General features: G+C 72.6%; 23 protein-coding genes. 16 read left to right on the top strand and 7 right to left on the bottom strand.

From position 1 onward, the window contains the following. Positions 1-73 precede the first annotated feature (73 nt). Both OHA30_RS17975 and OHA30_RS17980 read left to right on the top strand, forming a co-directional pair. Entirely contained in the window at positions 74-817 is a 744-nt protein-coding gene (locus tag OHA30_RS17975; RefSeq protein WP_328914871.1) for a response regulator transcription factor, read from the top strand. Between the two features lie 3 nt (positions 818-820). After that, the gene (locus OHA30_RS17980) at positions 821-2365 is read left to right on the top strand and encodes a sensor histidine kinase (protein WP_328914872.1); all 1545 of its coding nucleotides are present in this window, start codon (positions 821-823) and stop codon (positions 2363-2365) included. A 129-nt stretch (positions 2366-2494) separates the two neighbouring features. Here the strand turns inward: OHA30_RS17980 and OHA30_RS17985 are convergent, their stop codons facing one another. After that, positions 2495-2803 (bottom strand): hypothetical protein, encoded by a 309-nt coding sequence (locus OHA30_RS17985; RefSeq protein WP_328914873.1) that lies wholly within the window; start codon positions 2801-2803, stop codon positions 2495-2497. A 241-nt stretch (positions 2804-3044) separates the two neighbouring features. Here OHA30_RS17985 and OHA30_RS17990 point away from each other — a divergent pair, with 241 nt between their 5' ends. The 5 genes from OHA30_RS17990 (at position 3045) to OHA30_RS18010 (ending at position 7646) form a co-directional block, all read left to right on the top strand. Next, positions 3045-3446 (top strand): phage holin family protein, encoded by a 402-nt coding sequence (locus OHA30_RS17990; protein ID WP_328914874.1) that lies wholly within the window; start codon positions 3045-3047, stop codon positions 3444-3446. After that, complete coding sequence (locus OHA30_RS17995; RefSeq protein ID WP_328914875.1) at positions 3443-3916, top strand: DUF3618 domain-containing protein; 474 nt, start codon at positions 3443-3445, stop codon at positions 3914-3916. Before OHA30_RS17990 ends, OHA30_RS17995 begins: the two co-directional genes overlap by 4 nt. Before the next feature lie 622 nt (positions 3917-4538). Beyond that, complete coding sequence (locus tag OHA30_RS18000; RefSeq protein ID WP_328914876.1) at positions 4539-5522, top strand: aldo/keto reductase; 984 nt, start codon at positions 4539-4541, stop codon at positions 5520-5522. Between the two features lie 127 nt (positions 5523-5649). Beyond that, on the top strand, positions 5650-6102 hold the full coding sequence (locus tag OHA30_RS18005) for a type II toxin-antitoxin system PemK/MazF family toxin (protein WP_328914877.1): 453 nt from the start codon (positions 5650-5652) through the stop codon (positions 6100-6102). A gap of 245 nt (positions 6103-6347) precedes the next feature. After that, positions 6348-7646 (top strand): ArsB/NhaD family transporter, encoded by a 1299-nt coding sequence (locus OHA30_RS18010; protein ID WP_328914878.1) that lies wholly within the window; start codon positions 6348-6350, stop codon positions 7644-7646. A gap of 31 nt (positions 7647-7677) precedes the next feature. Here OHA30_RS18010 and OHA30_RS18015 read toward each other — a convergent pair whose 3' ends face one another. The 4 genes from OHA30_RS18015 to OHA30_RS18035 form a co-directional block, all read right to left on the bottom strand. Next, positions 7678-8184: a MarR family winged helix-turn-helix transcriptional regulator gene (locus OHA30_RS18015; protein WP_328914879.1), complete on the bottom strand. Its 507-nt coding sequence runs from the start codon at positions 8182-8184 to the stop codon at positions 7678-7680. A gap of 16 nt (positions 8185-8200) precedes the next feature. Next, positions 8201-8572 (bottom strand): hypothetical protein, encoded by a 372-nt coding sequence (locus tag OHA30_RS18020; RefSeq protein WP_328914880.1) that lies wholly within the window; start codon positions 8570-8572, stop codon positions 8201-8203. 238 nt (positions 8573-8810) lie between these two features. Further along, positions 8811-9509, bottom strand: coding sequence for a hypothetical protein (locus OHA30_RS18025; RefSeq protein WP_328914881.1), 699 nt, complete (start codon positions 9507-9509; stop codon positions 8811-8813). Between the two features lie 444 nt (positions 9510-9953). Continuing rightward, positions 9954-11477 carry a VWA domain-containing protein gene (locus OHA30_RS18035; RefSeq protein ID WP_328914882.1) on the bottom strand — a complete coding sequence of 508 codons (1524 nt, stop codon included), beginning with the start codon at positions 11475-11477 and terminating at the stop codon, positions 9954-9956. Positions 11478-11618: 141 nt separating this feature from the next. On the opposite strand from OHA30_RS18035, the gene rpmG reads away from it, so the two are divergent. The 3 genes from rpmG to OHA30_RS18050 all read left to right on the top strand — a co-directional run bounded on the left by rpmG (position 11619) and on the right by OHA30_RS18050 (position 12351). Then, positions 11619-11783, top strand: coding sequence for a 50S ribosomal protein L33 (gene rpmG, locus OHA30_RS18040; RefSeq protein ID WP_328914883.1), 165 nt, complete (start codon positions 11619-11621; stop codon positions 11781-11783). A 2-nt stretch (positions 11784-11785) separates the two neighbouring features. Next, positions 11786-12037, top strand: coding sequence for a type B 50S ribosomal protein L31 (locus OHA30_RS18045; RefSeq protein ID WP_328914884.1), 252 nt, complete (start codon positions 11786-11788; stop codon positions 12035-12037). A 62-nt stretch (positions 12038-12099) separates the two neighbouring features. Beyond that, positions 12100-12351: a hypothetical protein gene (locus OHA30_RS18050; RefSeq protein WP_328914885.1), complete on the top strand. Its 252-nt coding sequence runs from the start codon at positions 12100-12102 to the stop codon at positions 12349-12351. A 126-nt stretch (positions 12352-12477) separates the two neighbouring features. Here the strand turns inward: OHA30_RS18050 and OHA30_RS18055 are convergent, their stop codons facing one another. After that, positions 12478-13452, bottom strand: coding sequence for a hypothetical protein (locus tag OHA30_RS18055; protein ID WP_328914886.1), 975 nt, complete (start codon positions 13450-13452; stop codon positions 12478-12480). A gap of 304 nt (positions 13453-13756) precedes the next feature. Between OHA30_RS18055 and OHA30_RS18060 the strand changes: the two genes are divergently transcribed. From OHA30_RS18060 to OHA30_RS18075, 4 genes are all read left to right on the top strand, one after another. After that, positions 13757-14455 (top strand): type 1 glutamine amidotransferase, encoded by a 699-nt coding sequence (locus tag OHA30_RS18060; RefSeq protein WP_328914887.1) that lies wholly within the window; start codon positions 13757-13759, stop codon positions 14453-14455. A gap of 88 nt (positions 14456-14543) precedes the next feature. Continuing rightward, positions 14544-15233 (top strand): M24 family metallopeptidase, encoded by a 690-nt coding sequence (locus OHA30_RS18065; protein ID WP_328914888.1) that lies wholly within the window; start codon positions 14544-14546, stop codon positions 15231-15233. Positions 15234-15373: 140 nt separating this feature from the next. Beyond that, positions 15374-15703 (top strand): zinc-ribbon domain-containing protein, encoded by a 330-nt coding sequence (locus OHA30_RS18070; protein ID WP_328914889.1) that lies wholly within the window; start codon positions 15374-15376, stop codon positions 15701-15703. Positions 15704-15769: 66 nt separating this feature from the next. Then, positions 15770-16306, top strand: coding sequence for an SPW repeat protein (locus OHA30_RS18075; protein WP_328914890.1), 537 nt, complete (start codon positions 15770-15772; stop codon positions 16304-16306). Between the two features lie 949 nt (positions 16307-17255). On the opposite strand, the gene OHA30_RS34015 is transcribed toward OHA30_RS18075, so the two are convergent. Continuing rightward, positions 17256-17882, bottom strand: a complete 627-nt coding sequence (locus OHA30_RS34015; protein ID WP_405785557.1) for an NADPH-dependent F420 reductase — start codon at positions 17880-17882, stop codon at positions 17256-17258. A gap of 363 nt (positions 17883-18245) precedes the next feature. On the opposite strand from OHA30_RS34015, the gene OHA30_RS34020 reads away from it, so the two are divergent. Beyond that, a complete protein-coding gene (locus OHA30_RS34020) occupies positions 18246-20078 on the top strand; it encodes a SpoIIE family protein phosphatase (protein ID WP_443045097.1) in 1833 nt (610 codons plus the stop codon). A gap of 249 nt (positions 20079-20327) precedes the next feature. Further along, complete coding sequence (locus tag OHA30_RS18095) at positions 20328-21017, top strand: hypothetical protein (RefSeq protein WP_328914892.1); 690 nt, start codon at positions 20328-20330, stop codon at positions 21015-21017. The last annotated feature ends 115 nt before the right edge of the window (positions 21018-21132 follow it).

The raw sequence follows: 21132 nt of genomic DNA on the forward strand, positions 1-21132 counted from the left end.
GTGGGCGAACCACCGTCCCCGTACCGCCGCGCGTGCGGTGCCGTACGACCGACCCCGGAGGGGAGGAGCGCTCATGGACACGCCCGAGGCCAGTCTGCTGGTCGTCGACGACGAGCCGAACATCAGGGAACTGCTCTCCGCGTCCCTGCGGTTCGTCGGCTTCAAGGTCGTCTCCGCCGCGTCCGGCGCCGACGCGCTGGCCGCGGTCGCCCGTGAGCGGCCCGACCTGGTCGTGCTCGACGTGATGCTCCCGGACATGACCGGCTTCGCCGTCGTACGGCGGCTGCGCGAGGAGTCCGGGCCGCACGCGCGGTCCGCCTCCGGCGCGCCCGACCGGCTGCCCGTGCTCTTCCTCACCGCCAAGGACGGCGTCGAGGACAAGATCAGCGGGCTGACGGCGGGCGGCGACGACTACGTCACCAAGCCGTTCAGCCTGGAGGAACTCATCGCCCGCATCCGGGCGATACTGCGCAGGACCGGCGGCCCGACCGACGACGGTCGGCTCGTCGCGGGCGATCTGGAACTCGACCCGGTCGGCCACCAGGTGCTCCGCGGCGGCCGGCCCGTCTCGCTGTCCCCCACCGAGTTCAAGCTGCTCGCCTATCTGATGGCCAACACCGACCGGGTCGTCTCCAAGCTGCAGATCCTCGACCACGTGTGGGCGTACGACTTCGGCGGCGACCTCAGCATCGTCGAGTCGTACATCTCGTACGTCCGCCGCAAGGTGGACTCCGGCGCGGACGGCGCGCCCAAGCTGATCCACACCGTGCGGGGCGTCGGCTATGTGCTGCGCCGCCCCGCGCCCGGCCAGGACTGAGCCGTGCGCCGGGCGCCGCTGTCCGCGTTCCGCCCGTCGGCGCTGTCGCTGCGGGCCCGGCTGGTGCTGCTGTCGATGGTGCTGGTGCTGCTGGGCCTCGCGGTCAGCGACACCGTGGTGCTCGGCTCGGTGCGCGGCCAGCTCGTCGAGCGGGTCGACCAGCAGCTCCAGCGGTACGGTCAGCCGCTCGCCCAGCGGCTCGGCACCGAGGGCATCCCGCCGCCGAGGGCGGACCGGCCGGACGGCGCCAGGCCGTGGCTGCCGAGCCAGTTCGTGGTGGCCTTCGCGGCGGCCGACGGGCGGATCGCCGAGCAGTTCCGGCTGCCGGTGGCCGTGGGCGACCCGCGGCCGCTGTGGCCCGCGATGGACGCGACCGAACTCCGGGCGCGGCTCGACAAGCCCTTCGACGTCGCCAGCGACCACGGCGGCGGGCGCTGGCGGGTGCTGATCGTGCCGGTGGACCCGGTGGACACCGCCGGCCGGGCCGTACCGCCGGGAGCCGTCGCCCGCTACGGCACGACCGTGCTGCCCGCAGGGATCGTGGTGGCCGCCTCCCTGGACGAGGTGTCGTCCACCACGAGCAGGCTGAGCACCGGCTTCTGGTTGATCGGGGCCGTGGTTGCGGCCCTGCTCGGGGTGGCGAGCTGGTTCGCGGTCCGGGCCGGGCTGCGGCCGCTGCGGCGGATCGAGGCGACCGCCGCCGAGATCGCCGCGGGCCGCCCGCTGTCCCACCGGATGCCCGAGGTGTCCCCGCGGACCGAGGCCGGGCGGCTGTCGTACGCGCTCAACGGCATGCTCGCGCAGATCGAGTCCGCGTTCGCCGCGCGCGCCGAGTCCGAGGAGCAGATGCGGCGGTTCGTCGCCGACGCCAGCCATGAGCTGCGCACCCCGCTGGCCGGCATCCGGGGCTTCGCCGAGCTGTACCGGATGGGCGCGCTGCCCGACGAGGCCGACGTCAAGCGGACGATGGCCCGGATCGAGAGCGAGTCCGTACGGCTGGGCGGTCTGGTCGAGGATCTGCTGACGCTGGTGCGGATGGACGAGCAGCGGCCGGTGCAGCTTGCGCCGATGGATCTGCGCACGCTCGCGGTGGACGCGCTGCACGACACGACCGCGCTCGACCCGACCCGCGAGGTCTCCCTCACCGGGCCGGGCGGCCCCGGCACCCCGCCGGGTCCTGCGCCCGTGCTCGGCGACGAGGCCCGGCTGCGGCAGGTCGTCACCAACCTCGTCGGGAACGCGGTCGCGCACACGCCGCCGGGCACGCCGGTACGGATCGGTGTCGGTACGCAGGCGGGCAGCGGGGTGCTCGAAGTCGCGGACGCCGGGCCGGGGTTGACCGCCGCGCAGGCCGCGCGGGTCTTCGAGCGCTTCTACCGGGTGGACGCGTCGCGCAGCCGCCAGCAGGGCGGGGGCGCGGGCCTCGGGCTGGCCATCGCCTCGGCGCTGGCGACGGCGCACCACGGCCGGGTCGAGCTGGACACGGCGCCCGGCGAGGGCGCGACCTTCCGCCTCCGCCTCCCCTCCGCCCGCCAACCCCCCTACTGACGCGACCCCCCTCGGGCCGACCTTTCCGGCGGCGTACGGGTGCCGGCCGTATCACTCGGTGTGTTCCACGTGGAACACACCGAGTGATACGGCCGTACGCGGGCCGGGGCCTCCGGGCGGTTCGGCAGGTCAGGGGAGGGGGTGGTTCAGGCAGGGGGCGTGGTCGAGCTGTTCGAGCAGGGCGACGCGTTGGCCCGGGGTGAGGTCGCCGGCCAGGTCAGTGTCGCCGATACGGGCGCGTACGAGGAATTCCAGGCCGGTCGGGGCGCTGACGCCGGGCAGCGCGTGGACCAGGGCGGCGACGGGGATCCCGGCGGCGTCCTCGTCCCCCGCGGCGGCCCGCCGCAGTACGCGGGACAGCCCCGGCACCCCCTCCGCGACGACCTCGCTCAGCACGAGCGCTCTGCGGTGTCTGGCGTCCGAGCCGGACGGCGTCATGACTCCACCTCGCTCCTTTTTACGCACATTTACGCACTTTATGCATGAGCGTACGCCTGCGGCGGAGGCGGTCAACCGGGACGTAGATGGTGACCGAGTGTGGCTCCGAGGCTCCTTTGCGTGGTGACGTGGGGAGGGGTGGAGGGATTTGCTCCGTTTCCGAGCGCGTGGAACGGAAAGACGCGACAAAGGAGCCCCGAGTCGCGGGGCGCCCGCGACGACGGCGACGGAGGTGAGGGTCGTGGCGAATGGGAACGGGTCCAGCCGATCCGTGGGCACGCTGGTGAAGGACGGGACCGAGCAGCTCTCGGACCTGATCCGGCAGGAGCTGCGGCTGGCACAGACCGAGCTGACGCGGAAGGGCAAACGTGCCGGGATCGGCGGCGGTCTCTTCGGCGCCGCGGGGCTGATGGCCTTCTTCGGCCTGGCCGTACTGATCTTCGGCGCCATCGCCGCCCTCGCGATGCCGCTGCCGCTGTGGGCCGCGGCGCTCATCGTGGCGGGCGGTCTGATGCTGCTCGCGGGGGTCATGGCGCTGATCGGGAGGCACGAGGTCAAGCGGGCGGTGCCGCCCGTGCCGGGCGAGGCGATGGGCAGCATGCGGCACGACCTGGAGACGATCAGGGAGAGGGCGAAGCGATGACGCGCGACAACGGTCACACCCCCGGCGTGGTGAGCGCCGACCCCGTACTCGCCGAGCTGGAACGGGAGATCGCCGAGACGCGGGCGCGGCTCGGCGCGACCGTCGAGGAGCTGGCCGCGAAGGTGGATGTGCCCGCGCGGGCGAAGGCGAAGGCGCAGGAGACGGCGGAGCGGTTGCGGGGGTCCGCGACGAAGGCGGAGGACCGGGTGCGGCAGTCCGCGGTGGGCCTGAAGTCCCGGTTGCCCGGCGGGGGCGCCGGTCACCGTGCGATCGGGGCCGGGTCCGGCCCCGCCGCCCTGGGTTCCGGCTCCCACCTGGCCGAGGTCGGGCACGACGCCGTGGCACGTACGGGGGCCCGGCTGAGCCGCGTCTCCGACGACCAGTGGCGCCATGTCTACCTGCCGGCGGCGGCCGCGACGGTCACGGTCGGCGCGGTAGCGGCCCTGAGCTGGGCCCGTCACCGCACGTGAGCCCTCGCGGCGCGGACCAGTAGGGGCGCCGCGCCCCTCGGCGCGAGCCGCTGCGCGAGGCTGCTGCCGGGTTGGGCACCGCCGGGTCGGTACAGTCCGCGTCCCGCCGCGGCGGCGGGGAGAGGGTGGGCGCCGACCTTGGCGTGACGACCTTGCGGGGTTCGCTGCGCGAGCTGACCCCGGGTCGGGCACCGCCGGGTCGGCCCTGTTCGCGTCCCACCGTGGCGGCGGGGGGATGGTGGGCGCCGACCTCGGCTTGACGACCTTGCGGGGTTCGCTGCGCGAGGCTGCTGCCGGGTCTGGCACCGCCGGGTCGGTCCCATTCGCGTGCCGCCGTCGCGGCGGGGAGAGGGTGGGCGCCCATCTTGGCGTGACGACTCTGCGGGGCCGCTCGCCGGGCGATGACGAATTCGGCGACGTAGGGGCGCGTCAGCGCGAGGGCAGGGCGGGCGTTCGCTCTTTTTTCGCCGCCGCGGTGGGACGCGGGAGGGGCCGGATCGGCGGTGCCGGGCTTGGCGGGTGCTCGCGCAGCGGGCTCGCGCTGCCTGGCCTTGGGGTGCGCGTCGTCGCGGAACGTGGGCTCGCGGGGAAAGGCCGGAGGCCGAACTCGTAGCATCGGGGGATGGAACAGCGACCACTGGGCAAGACCGGCCGGAACGTCTCCGTCGTCGGACTGGGGACATGGCAACTGGGCTCCGACTGGGGTGACGTCCGCGAGGAGGACGCCATCGCCGTACTGGACGCCGCCGTCGACGCCGGCGTCACCTTCTTCGACACCGCCGACGTCTACGGCGACGGCCGCAGCGAGCAGCTGATCGGCCGCTACCTCCGCGACCGCCCCGCCGCGGACATCTTCGTCGCCACCAAGATGGGCCGCCGCGCCGACCAGCTCCCGGAGAACTACTCCCTCGACAACTTCCGTGCCTGGAACGACCGTTCCCGCGCCAACCTCGGCGTCGACACGCTCGACCTCGTACAGCTGCACTGCCCGCCGACCCCCGTCTACTCGACCGACGCCGTCTTCGACGCGCTGGACACCCTCGTCGCGGAGAAGCGGATCGCCGCCTACGCGGTCAGTGTCGAGACCTGCGCCGAAGCCCTCGCCGCCATCGCCCGCCCGGGCGTCGCCAGCGTGCAGATCATCCTCAACCCGTTCCGGCTCAAGCCGCTTGAGGACGTCCTGCCCGCCGCCGCGGAGGCGGGCGTCGGCATCATCGCCCGCGTCCCCCTCGCGTCCGGCCTGCTCAGCGGCAAGTACACGCGCGAGACCGTCTTCGCCGCGAACGACCACCGGACGTACAACCGGCACGGCGAGGCGTTCGACCAGGGCGAGACCTTCTCCGGCGTCGAGTACGACACGGGCCTGGAGGCGGCCGCCGAGTTCGCCGAACTCGCCCCGGAGGGTGCGACGTCCGCGCAGACCGCGCTGCGCTGGATCATCCAGCAGCCCGGCGTCACCTCGGTCATCCCGGGCGCCCGCTCGGTGGAGCAGGCCCGCGCCAACGCGAGCGCCGCCGCGCTGCCGCCGCTGCCGGACACGACGCTGGCCGCCGTACGCGACCTGTACGACCGCCGTATCCGCGCCCAGGTGCACGCCCGCTGGTGACGGACGCGGCCAACGGCAGGCCGCACGGCCGCACCCGCAAGCCGCACCCGCAGGTCGTACCCAAAGCTGTACCCAAAGCCGTACCCACCGGGCACCCCGCCCGGCGGGTACGGCTACCGTCTTGCGAATGACCACCTTCACTGACGATCACGCCGAATTCCCGGGCGCCGCCGGCCCGTACGCCACCACCGAGGCCGACCCGAACGCCGTGGGCCGGGTCCGCACCGAATACTCCCCGGTCCACGACGGCGACCCCGACCCGGGCGAGATCGTCTGGACCTGGGTCCCGTTCGAGGAGCGGGACGGGCGCGGCAAGGACCGCCCGGTGCTCGTCGTCGCCCGGGAGAGCGGCGGCACGCTGCTGGCCGTGCAGCTCTCCAGCAAGCGGCACGACCAGGACCGCGAGTGGGTCGGGATCGGCGCGGGCCCCTGGGACCGCGAGGGCCGCGACTCCTGGGTCTCCCTCGACCGGGTGCTGCGCCTGCACGACCAGGGCATGCGCCGCGAGGCCTGCGCCCTGGACCGCGCCCGCTTCGACCTCGTGGTGGACCGCCTCAAGGAGTTGTACGGCTGGTCGTGACCGGCCGTGCCCCCCGGCGTCCGCTGCCAACGCCAACTTACGGCGGACGCCGCCAACTTCCGGCGTCGGCCGTCAACTCCCGGCGGACGCTGGTGAGCGGCCGCGCCGGAGCGTAAGGTCGTCCCCGGTGTGCCGGGAAGTCTGGTCGGCGGTCGCTTCGGCGACCCCTGCCGCCGGACCGAGGGACCTCCCGTGCTCGAACTCACCGCCGCCGCAAGCCTGATACCCCACCCGGCGCACCCCGCGTGAGCGGCTGGCAGGCGTGGGCGGCCCTCGCGGTCTTCGCCGGCGCGTACGTCCTGATCGTCACCGAGTGGGTGCACCGGGTGGCCGCCGCGCTCGGCGGCGCGGCCGCGATGCTGGCGCTGCGGGCCACCGACGCCGACGCGGCCTTCTTCTCCACCCGCGCGGGCATCGACTGGAACGTCGTCTTCCTGCTGCTCGGCATGATGATGATCGTCGGAGTGCTGCGCCGGACCGGCCTCTTCGAGTTCCTGGCGATCTGGGCGGTCCGCCGGGCCAGAGCGCGGCCGTTCCGGGTCATGGTCATGCTCGTGGTGATCACCGCGGCCGCCTCCGCGCTGCTGGACAACGTCACCACGGTCCTGCTGGTCGCGCCCGTCACCCTGCTGGTGTGCGAGCAACTGGCCCTGCCCGTGGCGCCGTTCCTGATCTCCGAGGTGCTGGCGTCCAACATCGGCGGCATCGCCACCCTCGTCGGCGACCCGCCGAACATCATCGTCGGCACCCGCGCGGGCCTGACCTTCAACGACTTCCTGGTCCATCTCGCCCCGCTGGCCGCGCTGTTGACCGCCGTCCTGGTCGTGATGTGCCGGGTGATGTTCGCCAAGTCCTTTGTGTACGACGAGAAGCGCGCCGCCGCGGTGCTGGCGCTCGACCCGCGCGCCGCGATCCGCGATCGGCGGCTGCTCGCCCAGGGCCTGACCGTACTCGCCGCCGTCGTGGCCGGGTTCGTGGCGCACCCCTTGCTCCACTACGAGCCCAGCGTCGTCGCGCTGCTGGGCGCCGGGGTGCTGATCGCGGTCACCCCGGTCCGTACGGAGGAGGTGCTGGCCGAGGTGGAGTGGCCGACGCTGGCCTTCTTCGCGGGGCTGTTCGTGATGGTCGGCGGGCTGATCGAGACCGGGGTGGTCGGCGCGGTGTCGCGCGCGCTGGCCGACGCCACCGGGGGTGACGCGCTGAGCGCCTCGGCACTGCTGCTCGGCGGTTCGGCGGCGCTGTCGGCGATCGTGGACAACATCCCTTACGTGGCCACGATGGCGCCGGTCACCGCGGACCTGGTCCACACGGTCGGGCCAGGACACGGCCATGTTCTGTGGTGGGCGCTGACGGCCGGCGCCGACCTCGGCGGCAACGCGACGGCGATCGGCGCGTCGGCGAACGTCGTGGTGCTCGGCATCGCGGAACGCAACCGGACGCCGATCTCCTTCTGGACGTTCACGCGGTACGGCGCTCCGGTCGCGGCGGTGACGGTCGCGGTGAGCGGACTGTACGTGTGGGTGCGCTACTTCGCCCTGGGGTGAGGACTCGCGCGCGGGCCGATCCTCGTGCCTCCTACGGCCCCGCGCCCCTGTCGTACGGTCCCCCGCCCGCCGCGGTGAACGTCCGCAGCCCCTCGATCAGGACGCACCGCTGCCGCGGCGGTATCCGGGCGGCGATCCCGGCGACCGCGCCCCGGCGGCGCTCGGTCACCTCGGCCACGGTCCGCCGCCCCTCACCGGTCAGCGAGATCACGCAGGCCCGGCGGTCGTCGGGGAGGGTGTCCCGGGCGACCATACCCGCGGCGGACAGCCGACCGCTCATCCGCATGGCCGTGGACGGCTGTACGTCCAACTCCTCCGCCAGCGTCGACAGGTTCAGCGGCCCCCGCTCGTACAGCGCGGTCAGCATCCGGAACTGCGGGAGCGTCAGCGCCTCCGCCACGGTGTGCAGCGAGCGGACGGTGACGGTCACCAGCAGCCGGGACGCGGTCAGCAGCGCGTCGGCCAGCGCTTCGGCTTCTTCGTGCCCGGAAGCGGGGCCGGGCGCGGGGGTCGGGGCGGGTATGCGGGCGGCGATCATGGGTGCTCGCCTCGGATCAGGCTCCCTGGCGGTTGTGTTCGTGCTCCGCGCGGGCGACGAGTTCGCACAGCTCCACCCGCTCGCCCGAGCTGAGGTCACCGACGGTCTGCTTGTCGTGGACGTGCGCCCGGAGCAGCACGTCGTGCCCGTCGAGGGCGCTGATCCACGGCAGGGCGTGGACGAGCGCGCTGGCGCGGATGTCGGCGACCTCACGGTCCCGGGCCGTCGCCCGGCGCAGCACGCGGAACAGACCCACGGTGCCTTCCGCGGCGACCTCTCCCAGGACCTCGGCGCGCCGTCGGCTGCCTTCCTCGTCGGCGGGGTCCGCCGCCATGGCCGCGACGCGCGGGTTGGCAAGGCGCTGTCGTACGGTACCGAAATGTGTCATGAGGACTCCCTTCGGCTTCTTCCAGGGTAGTCCCGTCTTTGCACAGTGCAAACGCCGGAAAGGGCCCTCTGGCCTGGGTGTTTCGGGCCCTACGGGGGCGTGCGGGAGCCGGGCGGGAGCCGGGCGGGAGCCGGGCGCGGGCCGGGCGCGGGCCGGGCGGGCGGCCCTTGGCGCGGGGACGCCGAAAGGCGGCCGCGCGTCGGGGGGACGCGGGCCGCCTCGGGGTGGTGAGGTGCGGTTACGGGCGGGTGGCCTTGGCGGCGGGGGTCTCGTCGGCGGGCTCGGCGTCGGCGCTCTCGGCCTTCCGCTCGGCGTCGTTGTCGGCGTCGACCTCGGCTTCGGCGTCCGCTTCTGTGTCGGCCGCGTCGGCCGCGTCGACAGCCGCGGGCTCCTCGGCCTCTTCCGCGTCGGCGTCCTCGAAGCGCGCGTCGAGGACCGCGTCGAGCTGCGCCGCCCACTCCTTGAGCTGGCTCCGGGACGTCGCGTCGACGTTCGCCTCGAACCACCGGCGGGTGCTCACGTACACCGTGACGGTGAACCTGCGCCCGAAGCGCGGTGTGTCGATCTCCACCGCGCCGATCTCGTCCCAGTGGAAGTCGGCCTCCTCGCCGTCCAGCCGGAAGGTGATGCCCGTACGGTCGGCCGTGATCGAGCCGCGGCGGTCGGAGATCTCGAAGACGGGCAGGCCGTCGTCCTCCTCGACCTCGGATTCCGCCTCGGACTCCGGCTGCTCGTCGGCGTCGGCGTCCGCGGCCACCTTCTCGGCGGTGGCAGCGGGCTCCTCGGGGGCGTCCTCGGGGCCTGGCGAAGCCGCCGCCTGGGCCGGGACTGAGACCTCCGCGTCGGCAGGGCGCGGGGGCGTGATGCCGGGGACGTATGCCGGATCGAACCCGGCAGCGTGAATCGGCGGGACGATTGGACCTATGCGCTGCTCCACGCAGAGCAGTATGGCCGACAAAGCTGTGGCGGCAACCGTCGCATCCGTATCTGTGCGTCTCCTTGGCATCCGGGTCGGCGTCCGGGCCGCGCCCGCCACCGCGCTCGCGGGGATGCCGGCACTCGCCGGCGAAGCGTTCCCCGCCCACGTCCCGCCCACGTCACAGCCCGCCTCGCCGCGCTGCCCGGCGTGCGTGCCGAGGCGCTCGGAGGCTCGCGCGCCACGGGGACGCACCGGGCGGACGGCGGCCGGGATGTCGCCGCCCACTACCGCCGGGGAGCGTTCTCACCCGAAAGTGTGCGGGCGCTCGGCGGCCCGGGGAGGTCGACCCGGCGTCGCCGACCGCCGCCGTGGACGCGGCGGCCGTACTCCTCCAGCTCCCACCCCCGCCTGAGCCGTCGGCCCGCGGCGCTCAGTGCGGCGGGCGTCGGCTCGGGCGGGGGCTCATCTGATGACGCCCGCCGCGCGGGCAGCCCGCAGCCAGGTGGGGAACTCGCCCATCAGACAGTCGTACAGCTCGGCGTCGCTGCGGTCGCGGGGGTCGCGGCCCGCCGCGAAGAAGCCCGCGTTGTCGATGTGCCGCCCGGACAGCGTGTCCAGGCCCTGGAGGAAGCTCAGCCCGCGGGGGTGGCCGAAGCCGACGAACTGCCAGAAGATCGGCAGGGCGCTGGTCTGCTGGAGCAGCTGCTCGGTCTGCTTCCGGTCGAAGGGCTCGCCGTCGGTCTGGAAGACGACGAACGCCGGGTCGGTGGCGCCGCTGGCCTGGTAGTGCCGGACGACCGCCTGCATGGCGGGGGTGTACGACGTGCCGCCCCACGGCAGCTTGCGCTGAAGCGCCTCGACCCGGCCGGAGTGGTTGGCCAGGCCGATGTCGGAGATCAGATTCACCCCGTTGGAGAAGAAGACCAGCGGGACGATTCCGTCGTCGTCGAGGTTGGCGGACAGGCCCAGCACCTGTTCCGCCAGGTGCTGCATGGTGCCCTTGCGGTAGTACGACCGCATGCTCGCGGAGTGGTCCATCACCAGGTAGACGGCGGCCCGCTGGCCGGTGATGCCCTTCTTCTCCAGCGAGATGCCCGCCTGCTTGTAGAGGTCGACCAGGGCGGGCGCCGAGCGCTGGACCTTCTCCAGGCTGATGGCGGGCGCGGCCCCGGGCACGGGCGGCGGCGGTACGGGGGCGCCCTGGGCGGGAGGCCCCTGCCAGGCGGGCGCGGTCGGCGGCGGGGGCAGCGGCCACGAGGGCGCGCCGGGCGGCGGCGGGGGAGCCACCGGGCCGCCGGGTGCCGGGGGAGCCGCTGGCCAGGAAGGCGCGGACGGGGGAGGCGGCGGTCCGTAGGCCGACAGCGGTGTCGACAGCGGGGGCGGCGGCGGTACGGGCGCGTAGGCCGAAGGGGGCGGGGGTGCGGGTGCCAGGGGCGGCGGGGGCGCTACCGGCGGCGCCGCGGCGGCTTGCGGGGCCGCCGGGCCGGGGTCGTCCACGATCACCCCGAAGTCCTGGGCCAGCCCGGCAAGCCCGTCGGCGTACCCCTGTCCGACCGCCCGTACCTTCCACTCGTCGCCCCGCCGGTAGAACTCCGCGAGGACGACGACGCTCTCGCCCAGCCGCAGCGGCGGCGGGACGAAGGAGAGCCGCTTGTCGCCCGCGGCGACCTCCACCCGCGGGGTGCCGCCGCCGTCGAAGACGGCGCCGGGCCGGTCCGCGTCGACGCTCGCCACGACCGCCACCGTGCGGATCTCGGCCGGGACCCGGGCGAAGTCCACGCCGACGGCCGGGCCGTCCACGGTCACGCCGTCCTGCGCGGGGTGGTTGTAGAAGACGAGGTCGCTGTCGCCGCGTACCTTGCCGGCGGCGGTCAGCAGCACCGCGGACACGTCCACGGGCGTTCCCGTCGCGATCACGGTGGCCCGGGCGACGGGCGCGGTGAGCGCCGCGTTGCCGCCCGGCGTGAGCGATATGACCTGGTCCATACGTAAGTCCCCCCGCGTACCAATGGCCGTCCGGGACGGCCCTGAGCTGCCCCCATTGTTCCGCCCCGGGTGGGTAGGCGGAAGCAGCGGGGACTGTCCGGAGTGTTTTGAAAACGAAAACCATTGCAGTATGGTGGCCTCATGGCACGTAATGAAGTACGTCCCGTGATCAAGCTCAGGTCCACCGCCGGCACCGGATACACCTACGTCACCCGCAAGAACCGGCGGAACGACCCCGACCGGGTGACGTTGCGCAAGTACGACCCGGTCGCCGGTCGCCACGTCGCCTTCCGAGAGGAGCGCTGAGCATGAAGCCAGGTATCCACCCCACGTACCACCAGGTCGTCTTCCGGGACCGGGCCGCGGACTACGCCTTCCTCACCCGGTCGACCGCCACCAGCGAGAAGACCGTCGAGTGGGAGGACGGCCGCACCTACCCGGTGATCGACGTCGAGATCTCCTCGGTGAGTCACCCCTTCTACACGGGCAAGTCGCGCGTCCTGGACACCGCGGGCCGCGTCGAGCGCTTCCAGCGCCGCTACGGCGAGAAGCGCCGCTGAGGCTCCGCCTCGGGTACAGGGTTCCGGCGCCGAGCGCCGGGGTTCCGCCTCGGCGCCGAGCCTTGGAGACTTCTCCCGTTACGCGCCCGCCCTGCACCCGCCGATGCTCGCCGCGCGACCGCGGCCTTCCTCGCGTCCTGCCCGTACTGCTCCACCCGGCGGGCGAGATCGTCGCCGACGCGCTGTGTCTCTTGGCCGTCGCCCTGGTGGTCACCGCCGCCGTCCTCGCGCAGCGCCGACACGGCACACCGGACCCGGGCGCGAGCAGCTGGACCGTACGCAACCGGCGGCGCACCGGGCGGCAGCTGTACTGACGGCGGTGGGAACCGTCCCGGCCGTGGGTCGCCCGGCCGGCTGCCGGCCGGCCGCGGACGCGAGACAACGGCAGGGCCGGTGGTCGCGGACGGGAAGGTCCGCGGCCACCGGCCCTGAGGGGAGGGTTACTTCACGGCGACGTAGTCGCCCGGGGCGTTGACCGCCGGGGTGGTGGAGTTACCGGCGAAGCTGTAACGCCAGTAGCCGGACACCTTGGCCTTCGTCGTGGTCTTGAGGTTGCCGCCACTGCCGGACTTCACCGTCTTGACGGTGACGTACTTCGTGGTGTTCTTCTTGCGGAACTGGAGCTGGACCGGCTGCTTGGTGTAGCCCGCGTTCTTGTTGGTCTCCCAGTTGGCGCGGGTGAGCTTGCCGACGATCGTGAGCGTCTTGCCCTTCTTCACCGGCTCGGGCTTGGCGTTGACCGTCAGGATCGACGCGCGCTGAAGTGAGGTCGACGCCAGACCGCTCTGGTTGGCCAGCCCGATCTTGGACGGGTCGAAGTCCTTGCTCGACGGGTCCTCGCCGTTGAAGGCCACCGCGACGCCCTCGGCCTTCCAGCCCTTGCCCGCGTCGGAGGAGTCGAGTTCGACCTTCGGCCGGATGACGATCTTGGTGGTGCAGCCGGCGACGGTGATGACGTCCGTGTCGGTCGTCGTCGAGGAGGTGACCTTGCAGACCGGCTCGTTGTCGGCGAACAGGTTGTTGTCCGGGTCGTCGGCCGAGCCCTTGTAGAGGTCGACGTCGAAGAAGAAGTCGTCCGCCGTGATGTCGACGTCACTGCCGTACGTCACCGTGTAGGTGACCGGCACGGTGACCTTCGCGGTCGGGCCGACCACGATCGGCTTGCCGCCGTTGATCTTCAAGGCGGAGAACTTGAAGTCCAGCGCGTAGGGCTGGGCCATGGGGGTGTGAGCGGAGAGCGTGGACCTTCCGGTCGTGGCGATCTGCCCGGACGCGAACTGGTGGACCAGGGCGTGGGCCCGCGCGGGGGTGAGTGCGGCGCCCGTTCCGGTCGCCTGCGCTGCCGGAACCGCCAACGCCGTGAGGGCCAGCGCGCCGGAGAGGATCGCGGCGGCCGCAGTGGCACGTGTGCGCATGTGTTCCCTATGTCTGAGGGGCCCGGCGGCTGTCGCCGACCTCGGGCCGAAGGAAGGGGAGTCGGTCGACTCCTAAGAGAAGAGGAGGTTTTCGGCGGTTTGGTTGTACGAGCTGTGAAATTGCTATGAGAATTTTTTGAAGATCGTCATGGGGGCTTCCGGCTGTGGTGGCGGAAGCCGGCGTTCCGGGCCCCGCGGACGGCATACCGGGGCCCGGTCCTGGCTAGGGATGCGTGCGGAGAATGTGTGCGCGGCACGCGTACAGCCGACGCGGGCGTTTCAACCGACGGACAGGAGTGGGCAGATGGCGGTCCTGGTGGTGCAGCACGTGGCACAGGAAGGCCCGTACGGTGTGCGGACCGCGCTGGAGGCGGCCGGGCTGCGGGTCGAGGTGTGCCGGGTGGGGGCCGGTGATCCGCTGCCCCCTGACCTGGACGGTGTGACGGCGCTGGTGGTGATGGGCGGCCCGATGTCCGCCCACAGCGACGACGGATTCCCCACCAGGCACGCGGAGTTGGCGCTGCTGCGCGCGGCGCTCGCCACCGGGGTGCCGGTGCTGGGGATCTGTCTGGGCGCGCAGTTGCTGGCGGTGGCGGCGGGCGGTGCGGCCGTGGCGGGTTCGGGACTCCAGGTGGGCTGGGGTCCGGTACGGCTGGGCCCGGCGGCGGAGAAGGACCCGCTCTTCGCGGGGCTGCCGGAGGAGTTGCGGGTGCTGCACTGGCACGGCGACACGATGCGACTGCCCGAGGGGACCGCGCTGTTGGCCTCCTGCGAGCGGTACCCGGTGCAGGCGTTCCGGGCGGGTGAACGTGCCTGGGGGTTGCAGTTCCATCTGGAGGTCGACGCCGAGGCGGTCGGGGCCTTCGTGACGGCCTTCCCCGAGGAGGCCGCGACGGCGCCCGGCATCCTGGCGGACGCCCCGGCCGAACTGGCGGCGCTGGCAGCGCACCGGGACCTGGTGCTGGGCCGGTTCGCGGCGCTCGTGGCGGCGGCCGAGGGGTGAGCGGGCGGGTCGCACGGCGGGGGTGTCGCCGTGCGCCGACGGGACTGGACGTTGCCGGGGCGCGGTCCGCGCGCATACGGTCGGCCGCATGACCGACGAACCCACCCGCGTGGCGCGGCTCCTGGAGGCCCAGGCGAAGGCGGCCGAACTGTTCGCCGAGGTCGAGCGCCGCGGCCTGATCGCGCCGGGGGAGAGCGAGCGCGCGGTCAGCGACCGTGTCCGCGACCTGGCCGACGAACTCTTCGGCACCACGCGCTACTGGCACAAGCGGATCGTGCGTTCGGGCCCGAACACCCTGATGCCGTACCGGGAGAACCCGCCGGACCGGCTGATCGGCGCGGACGACATCGTCTTCGCCGACTTCGGCCCGCTCTTCGAGGAGTGGGAGGCCGACTTCGGGCGGACGTTCGTCCTCGGCGACGACCCCGTCAAGCACCGGCTGCGCGACGACCTGCCGAAGGTCTTCGCGGCCGGGCGGCGGGTCTTCGAGGCCGACCCGGAGATCACCGGGAGGCGGCTGCACGCCGAGGTCAAGCGGCTGGCTGAGGAGGCCGGTTGGCAGTTGGGCGGCTGGCACGCCGGCCATCCTGTGGGCGAGTTCCCGCACGAGAAGATCGACGCGGCCGACGTCAAGGTGTACGTCACGCCGGAGAACGACACGTTGCTCCGGCGTACGGACCAGGCGGGCCGGCTGTTCCACTGGATTCTGGAGATCCACCTCGTCGACGAGGAACACGGCTTCGGCGGTTTCTACGAGGAACTTCTCGACCTGGGCTGACCGCCTCCGGCGCGGCCGCCCACCACCCGGCCCGCCGTGTGGGGTGTGCCCGGGCCGGGGCGCTCAAGGGGGTGCGGGAGACTCTGGCGACAGGCGAGGGTCTCGCAGGGGCGGGAATCAGGACACAAAGGGGAACTCAAGTGATCATCTTCGGAACCCGGGGCTATCTGTATCAGCTGGCCATGATCACGCTGGTCTGCGGACGCTGCGGCAACCCCGCCGCGCACACGTTGAAGAAGCGCGTCGTGAAGTTCACGCTGTTCTTCGTGCCGCTCTTCCCGGTGAGCACGAAGTTCTCGACGCAGTGCACGTTCTGTGGGGAGCAGCACAAGCTGACCAAGGAGCAGGCCGACCAGCTCCTGGCCCAGGGCGCGGTCCCGCAGCAGCAGGGCGTTCCGCAGCAGCCGTACGGCCAGGGGCAGGGCCCTGGGCAGGGGCAGGGTCAGCCGCAGAACCCGTACCAGGGCTGAGCGGAGGCGGAGGCGGTCCGGCTTCGTCTTGTTGCGTGACCGGGCAGACGCGGTACGTGACAACGTGTGGCTTATGTCACGATTTGGTACGAGTTACGGTTCGATGCGCTGTCGCTGGAGACCCGTAGGGCGTTCGGGGAACGTTCCTACGAGAAGGAGGTGGCCTTGATGGCCACTCACTCGACGACCCGCATCGACCGCCATCCCGACCTCGTGGCTATGCGCGATCGGTACGCGGCGGTGTCCGCGTCGCCGGTGGCCGGTCTGGTTGAGGGCCTTTGCCTGCTGACCGGTCTGTACCTGGCGATCTCGCCCTGGGTGGTGGGCTTCCAGTCCCTCGCACCTCTTCGGGTGAGCAACCTGATCACCGGTATCGCGCTGGCCGTACTGGCCATGGGATTCGGCTCTGTCCTGGAGCGGACCCATGGGCTCGGCTGGGTCGCCATCGCCATTGGCGTGTGGACGATCATCGCGCCGTGGGTGATATCCGGGCACTTCAACACGCACAAGACGATCACGAACAACGCGATCGTCGGTGGTGTGGCGTGCCTGCTTGGGCTGGCCACCATGGCCATGGGCCTGATGAGGCGGCGTGCGCGCTGACGCATCCGCTGTGGGGGACGGTGCCGGGTGGCCTTTGGGCCACCCGGCACCACCACGTCCGGCCTGCGGCCCGCACTCACACGTCGACCCCGCCGCCGGGCGGCCCGCCTCGGGGGTGAGGGGGGTGTCGGCGTGCACCCCCTTTCCGCCGCCGCGGTGGGATGCGGGATGGCGGTTTTCGGCGGTGCCGGACGTGCCGGACGTGCCGGTCCGGTCGGTACGGCACCGCCGGTCCGGGCCGTTTCGCGTCCCACCGTCGCGGCGGAGATAGGCGTTGCCCTGCGGGCAACGGGGTCTGGCGCCGCCGGGCGCCCGTCTCGGGCGGTGTGGCACCGCCGGTCCGCGCCGCGTGTCGTCCCGCCGTTGCGGCGGCAATGGGCCGCCCTGCGGGCGTGCACCCCTTTTCCCGCCGCCGCGGTGGGATGTGAGACGGCGGTTTTCGGCGGTGCCGGACGTGCCGGTCCGGGCGGTGTGGCACCGCCGGTCTGCGCTGCGTGTCGTCCCCGCCGTCGCGGCGGTGATGGGTGTTGCCCTGCGGGCAACGGGGTCTGGCGCCGCCGGGCGCCCGCCTCGGGCGGTTGTGGCACCGCCGGTCCGCGCCGTTTCGCGTCCCGCCGTCGCGGCGGTGATGGGTGTTGCCCTGCGGGCAACGGGGCTGGCGCCGCCGCGCGGCCGGTCTCGGGGGTGAAGGGGGTGTCGGCGTGCACCCCCCTTTCCGCCGCCGCGGTGGGACGCGGGACGGCGGTTTTCGGCGGTGCCGGACGTGCCGGTCCGGGCCGTTTCGCGTCCCGCCGTTGCGGCGGCGATGGAACGCTGGCGCCGTCGGGTGTCCGCCTTGGGCGGGCTGGCACCGGTGGTCTGCGGCGTGGCGCGTCCCGCCGCGGCGGGGCAGAGGGGTGGGTGCCCCCGTACCTGGGGGTACGGGGGCACCCGGGGGTTGGGAGGGGGCTCAGGCGACCTGGAGGAGCGCGGTGAGCTCCGGCGCCGACAGCTCCACCGTGTACACCCGGCTCCCGGGCTGATGCTTGCGCCCACCCTGCCCCAGCCGCCCCGCGTCCACCGGATCGAAGCCGATGTCCCGGATCAGCCCCGCGACCACCGCCTTCGCCTCCTCGTCACCACCGGAGATCGGTATCGCCAGCCGGTCCGGGTCCCCCTTGGGCCGCCCGTGGTCACGCAGGTTCTGCCAGTAAATGGCGTTGAACGCCTTCACGACATCCGCCCCGGTGTACTTCTGCACCTTCTCGCTCGACGTCGTCGCGTCCGCGTCCAGCTCGGCGTCGTGGCCGTCCCGCTCCGCGTAGTAGTTGCAGGTGTCGACGACGATCTTGTCCCGCAGCTCGGCCGCCGGCAGCTCGTGGAACCGCCCGTACGGGATCGTGACGACCACCACCTCGCCGAACCGGGCCGCCTCCTCGGCGGTGACCGCCCGGACCGAGCCGCTGAGCTGTGACACCAGCCCCTTGAGCGTCTCGGGTCCGCGGGAATTGGCGATCGCCACGTCGTGGCCGATCCCGGCGAAGTGGCGGGCCAGGGTGGAGCCGATGTGCCCCGCTCCGATGATTCCGATACGCACGGTGTTCCTCCTGTCGTCACGCGCCGTGAGCCCCCCGTGCTCAACGGGCCGTTTGGGGTTCTTGAGGCGGGTTTCCGGAATGCGCCCGCGCGAAACGGCCGGGTCCGCACCCCTTCGGACCGGCCGTATCCCGCCACCGCCTTCGGCCCGCCGCCCACCGCCGGGCCGACCCCCGCCCCCGGAAGGGCCCCGTCGCCCCGCCGGCAGCCCGCCGGCGCGCCTCACGCGACACTGCGGGCCACTCCCGTGACGCGCCGATCCGTTTCGCCACCTGCCGCGCCACTCCCCTCTACGATGCGGTGACGCGGTCCGCCCGGCAGACTCGACACGAGGCTGGGCCGGCCGGGGGAGGAGATGGTTTCCATGAGAGGCGGTCCCCTGCTGGCCGTGCGTGGGATCTCCAAGCGGTTCGGCGCCGTGCAGGCGCTGAGCGAGGTCCACCTGGAGATCAACGAGGGTCAAGTGGTCGGCCTGGTCGGCAGCAACGGCGCCGGCAAGTCCACCCTGGTCAAGGTGATCGCCGGTGTCTCCCCGCCGGACAGCGGTGTCGTCGAGTGGCAGGGCCTGCCGGTCGATCTGCGCAAACCGCTCGACGCCCAGAAACTGGGCATCGCCACCATTCACCAGGACCTGTCGCTCTGCGACAACCTCGACACGGTCGAGAACCTCTTCCTCGGCCGCGAGATCCGCACCTTCGGCATGGTCAACGACGTCAGGATGGAGCGCCAGGCCCGCGCGCTGCTCGACTCGCTGTCCGTACCGATTCCCAGCCTGCGCGCCCCCGTCGCCTCGCTCTCCGGCGCCCAGCGGCAGGGCGTCGCCATCGCGCGGGCGCTGATCGGCGAGCCCCGGCTGATCGTCCTCGACGAGCCCACCGCCGCCCTCGGCCCCCGGCAGGCCGCCCTGGTCCTGGAACTCGTCCAGCGCCTGCGCGACCAGGGTATCGGCGTGCTCCTGGTCAGCCACGAGATGGAGGAGGTACGCGCGGTCGCGGACCGGGTGGCGGTGCTGCGGGTCGGCCGCAACACCGGCCTCTTCGACACGAAGTACACCACCCAGGAGCAGATCGACTCGGCCATCACCGGCAACCAGGCGATGGCGGTGAACCTCCAGCAGAGCCTGCTGCCGCACGGCCTGCCGGAACAGGACGCGCTCGACGTCGCCTACCGCTATCTCCCCGCGCAGATGGGCGTCGGCGGCGACTGGTTCGACGTCATCCCGCTGCCCGGCGCCCGGGTCGCGCTGGTGGTCGGCGACATCGTCGGACACGGGATGCACGCCGCCGCCACCATGGGCCGGCTGCGGACGGCGGTCTTCAACTTCTCCATGCTCGATCTGCCGCCCGACGAACTCCTCGCGCACCTGGACGACCTGGTCGGCCGGATAGACAAGGACGAGGCCCCGCTCGGCGGCGGCGCCCCCGTGACCGGCGCGACCTGCCTGTACGCGATCTACGACCCCGTCTCCCGCTGTTGCGAGATGGCCAGGGCCGGTCATCTGCCGCCCGCGCTGGTACGGCCCGACGGCACGGTGGAATTCCTCGACGTACCGGCCGGCCCGCCGCTGGGCCTCGGCGGCCTGCCCTTCGAGGCGGTGGAGCGGCAACTGCCCGAGGGCAGCCGGCTGGTGCTCTACACGGACGGGCTGGTCGAGGACCGCGAGCGGGACATCGACGTGGGGCTGGACCTGCTCAGCTCCGCCCTGGCCGGTCCCGACCTCATGCCCGAGCAGACCTGCGACGTGGTGCTCCGGGAGGTGATGCCCGCCGATCCCCGGGACGACATCGCCCTGCTGGTGGCCCGTACCCGCGCGCTGCCCGAGGACCGGATGGCCGGCTGGGACGTACCCTCCGACCCCGCCGCCGTCGCCGTGGTGCGGAACGAGGCCAGTGAGCGGCTGGAGGAGTGGGGGCTCGACGAGCTGACCTTCACCACGGAGCTGATCCTCAGCGAGCTGATCACCAACGCGATCCGCTACACCAGCGGACCGATCGCCGTACGGCTGATGCGCGACCGCACCCTGATCTGCGAGGTCGCCGACGCCAGCAGCACCTCGCCGCATCTGCGCTACGCGGCCACCACGGACGAGGGCGGCCGCGGTCTGTTCCTCGTCGCGCAGCTCGCCGAGCGCTGGGGGACCCGCTACACGAAGGCGGGCAAGATCATCTGGGTCGAGCAGCGCCTGCCCCTGTCGTAAGGCGCGGCGGGCGGCTGGGACTCCCGCGACCTCCGGTACGGCTGGGACACCGGAGACGCCTGGGCACCTAAGGCCGAGAACGTACGGCCGCGCACGGACTGCGAACAGCCGGTCACGCACAGCGGACGCGGACAGCGAAAATTTCCCAATACGTGCACACATCTGTCATGAACGGGTAAAGGGACCGCACACTGTGCTGCCGGAACCACCAAAAACGGTGAACCTCCTAGAAGAGAAGGAACCCGTCATATGCGCAAAATAGGCTTATTCCTCTCGATCGTGGTCGCGGTGCTCTTCGCCACGGTCGGTTCCGCAACTGCCAGCTCGGGCGCCGCCGCGGCGGCCGCCGTCCCCGTGCTCACCCAGATCTCGGCCGGCGGCCCGGCCGCCAACCCCGGCGATCTGCTGGCGTCCTCGCTCACCCCGGGCAGCACGCTGAACTTCACCACCGCGCCCGGCGGTTCGGCCGGTCTGTTCTGCAAGCAGTCGGTGTGGCAGGGCGTGCTCGGGTCCAACCCGCCCGCTCAGGGGACGGCGGAGATCAAGCTGCTCAACCCGTTCATCATCTCCTCCTGCTACGACAACTCGCCGACCGTGACCAGCGTCATCGGCGTCAGTGTCGGCAATCTGCCCGTGGCCCTGGACGTGGCCGACTACGCGGGCTTCCCGCTGCAGATCGTGCCCTCGCCCAACCCGTTGCAGATCACCGTCACGCTGGCGACCACGGGACCGACCGTCACCTGTGTCTTCGTGGCGGCCGGTGTGGTGAACGGCAACGCCGGACCCGGCCCGGCGCCGTGGACGTTCGCCAACCAGCCGTTCAAGCTGGCGAGCGGATCGCTGCCGGCCTGCGGCAGTTCGCCCGTGGCCTATCTGACGGCCCAGTACAGCCCGGTCGTCGACACGACGGGCGGCGGCACCACGATCTTCGTGAACTGAGCTTCGGGCAATGAGCAGTTCCTCATGAGCTGAGCCGCGGGCCGGTGGGTGGACCGGCCCGCGTGCGTCGGCCCGGCCGGGGGTGCAAGGTCACCCCGGCCGGGCCGCGGTACCG

The organism is Streptomyces sp. NBC_00223, assembly GCF_036199905.1.
In the GTDB taxonomy this organism is placed as follows: domain Bacteria; phylum Actinomycetota; class Actinomycetes; order Streptomycetales; family Streptomycetaceae; genus Actinacidiphila.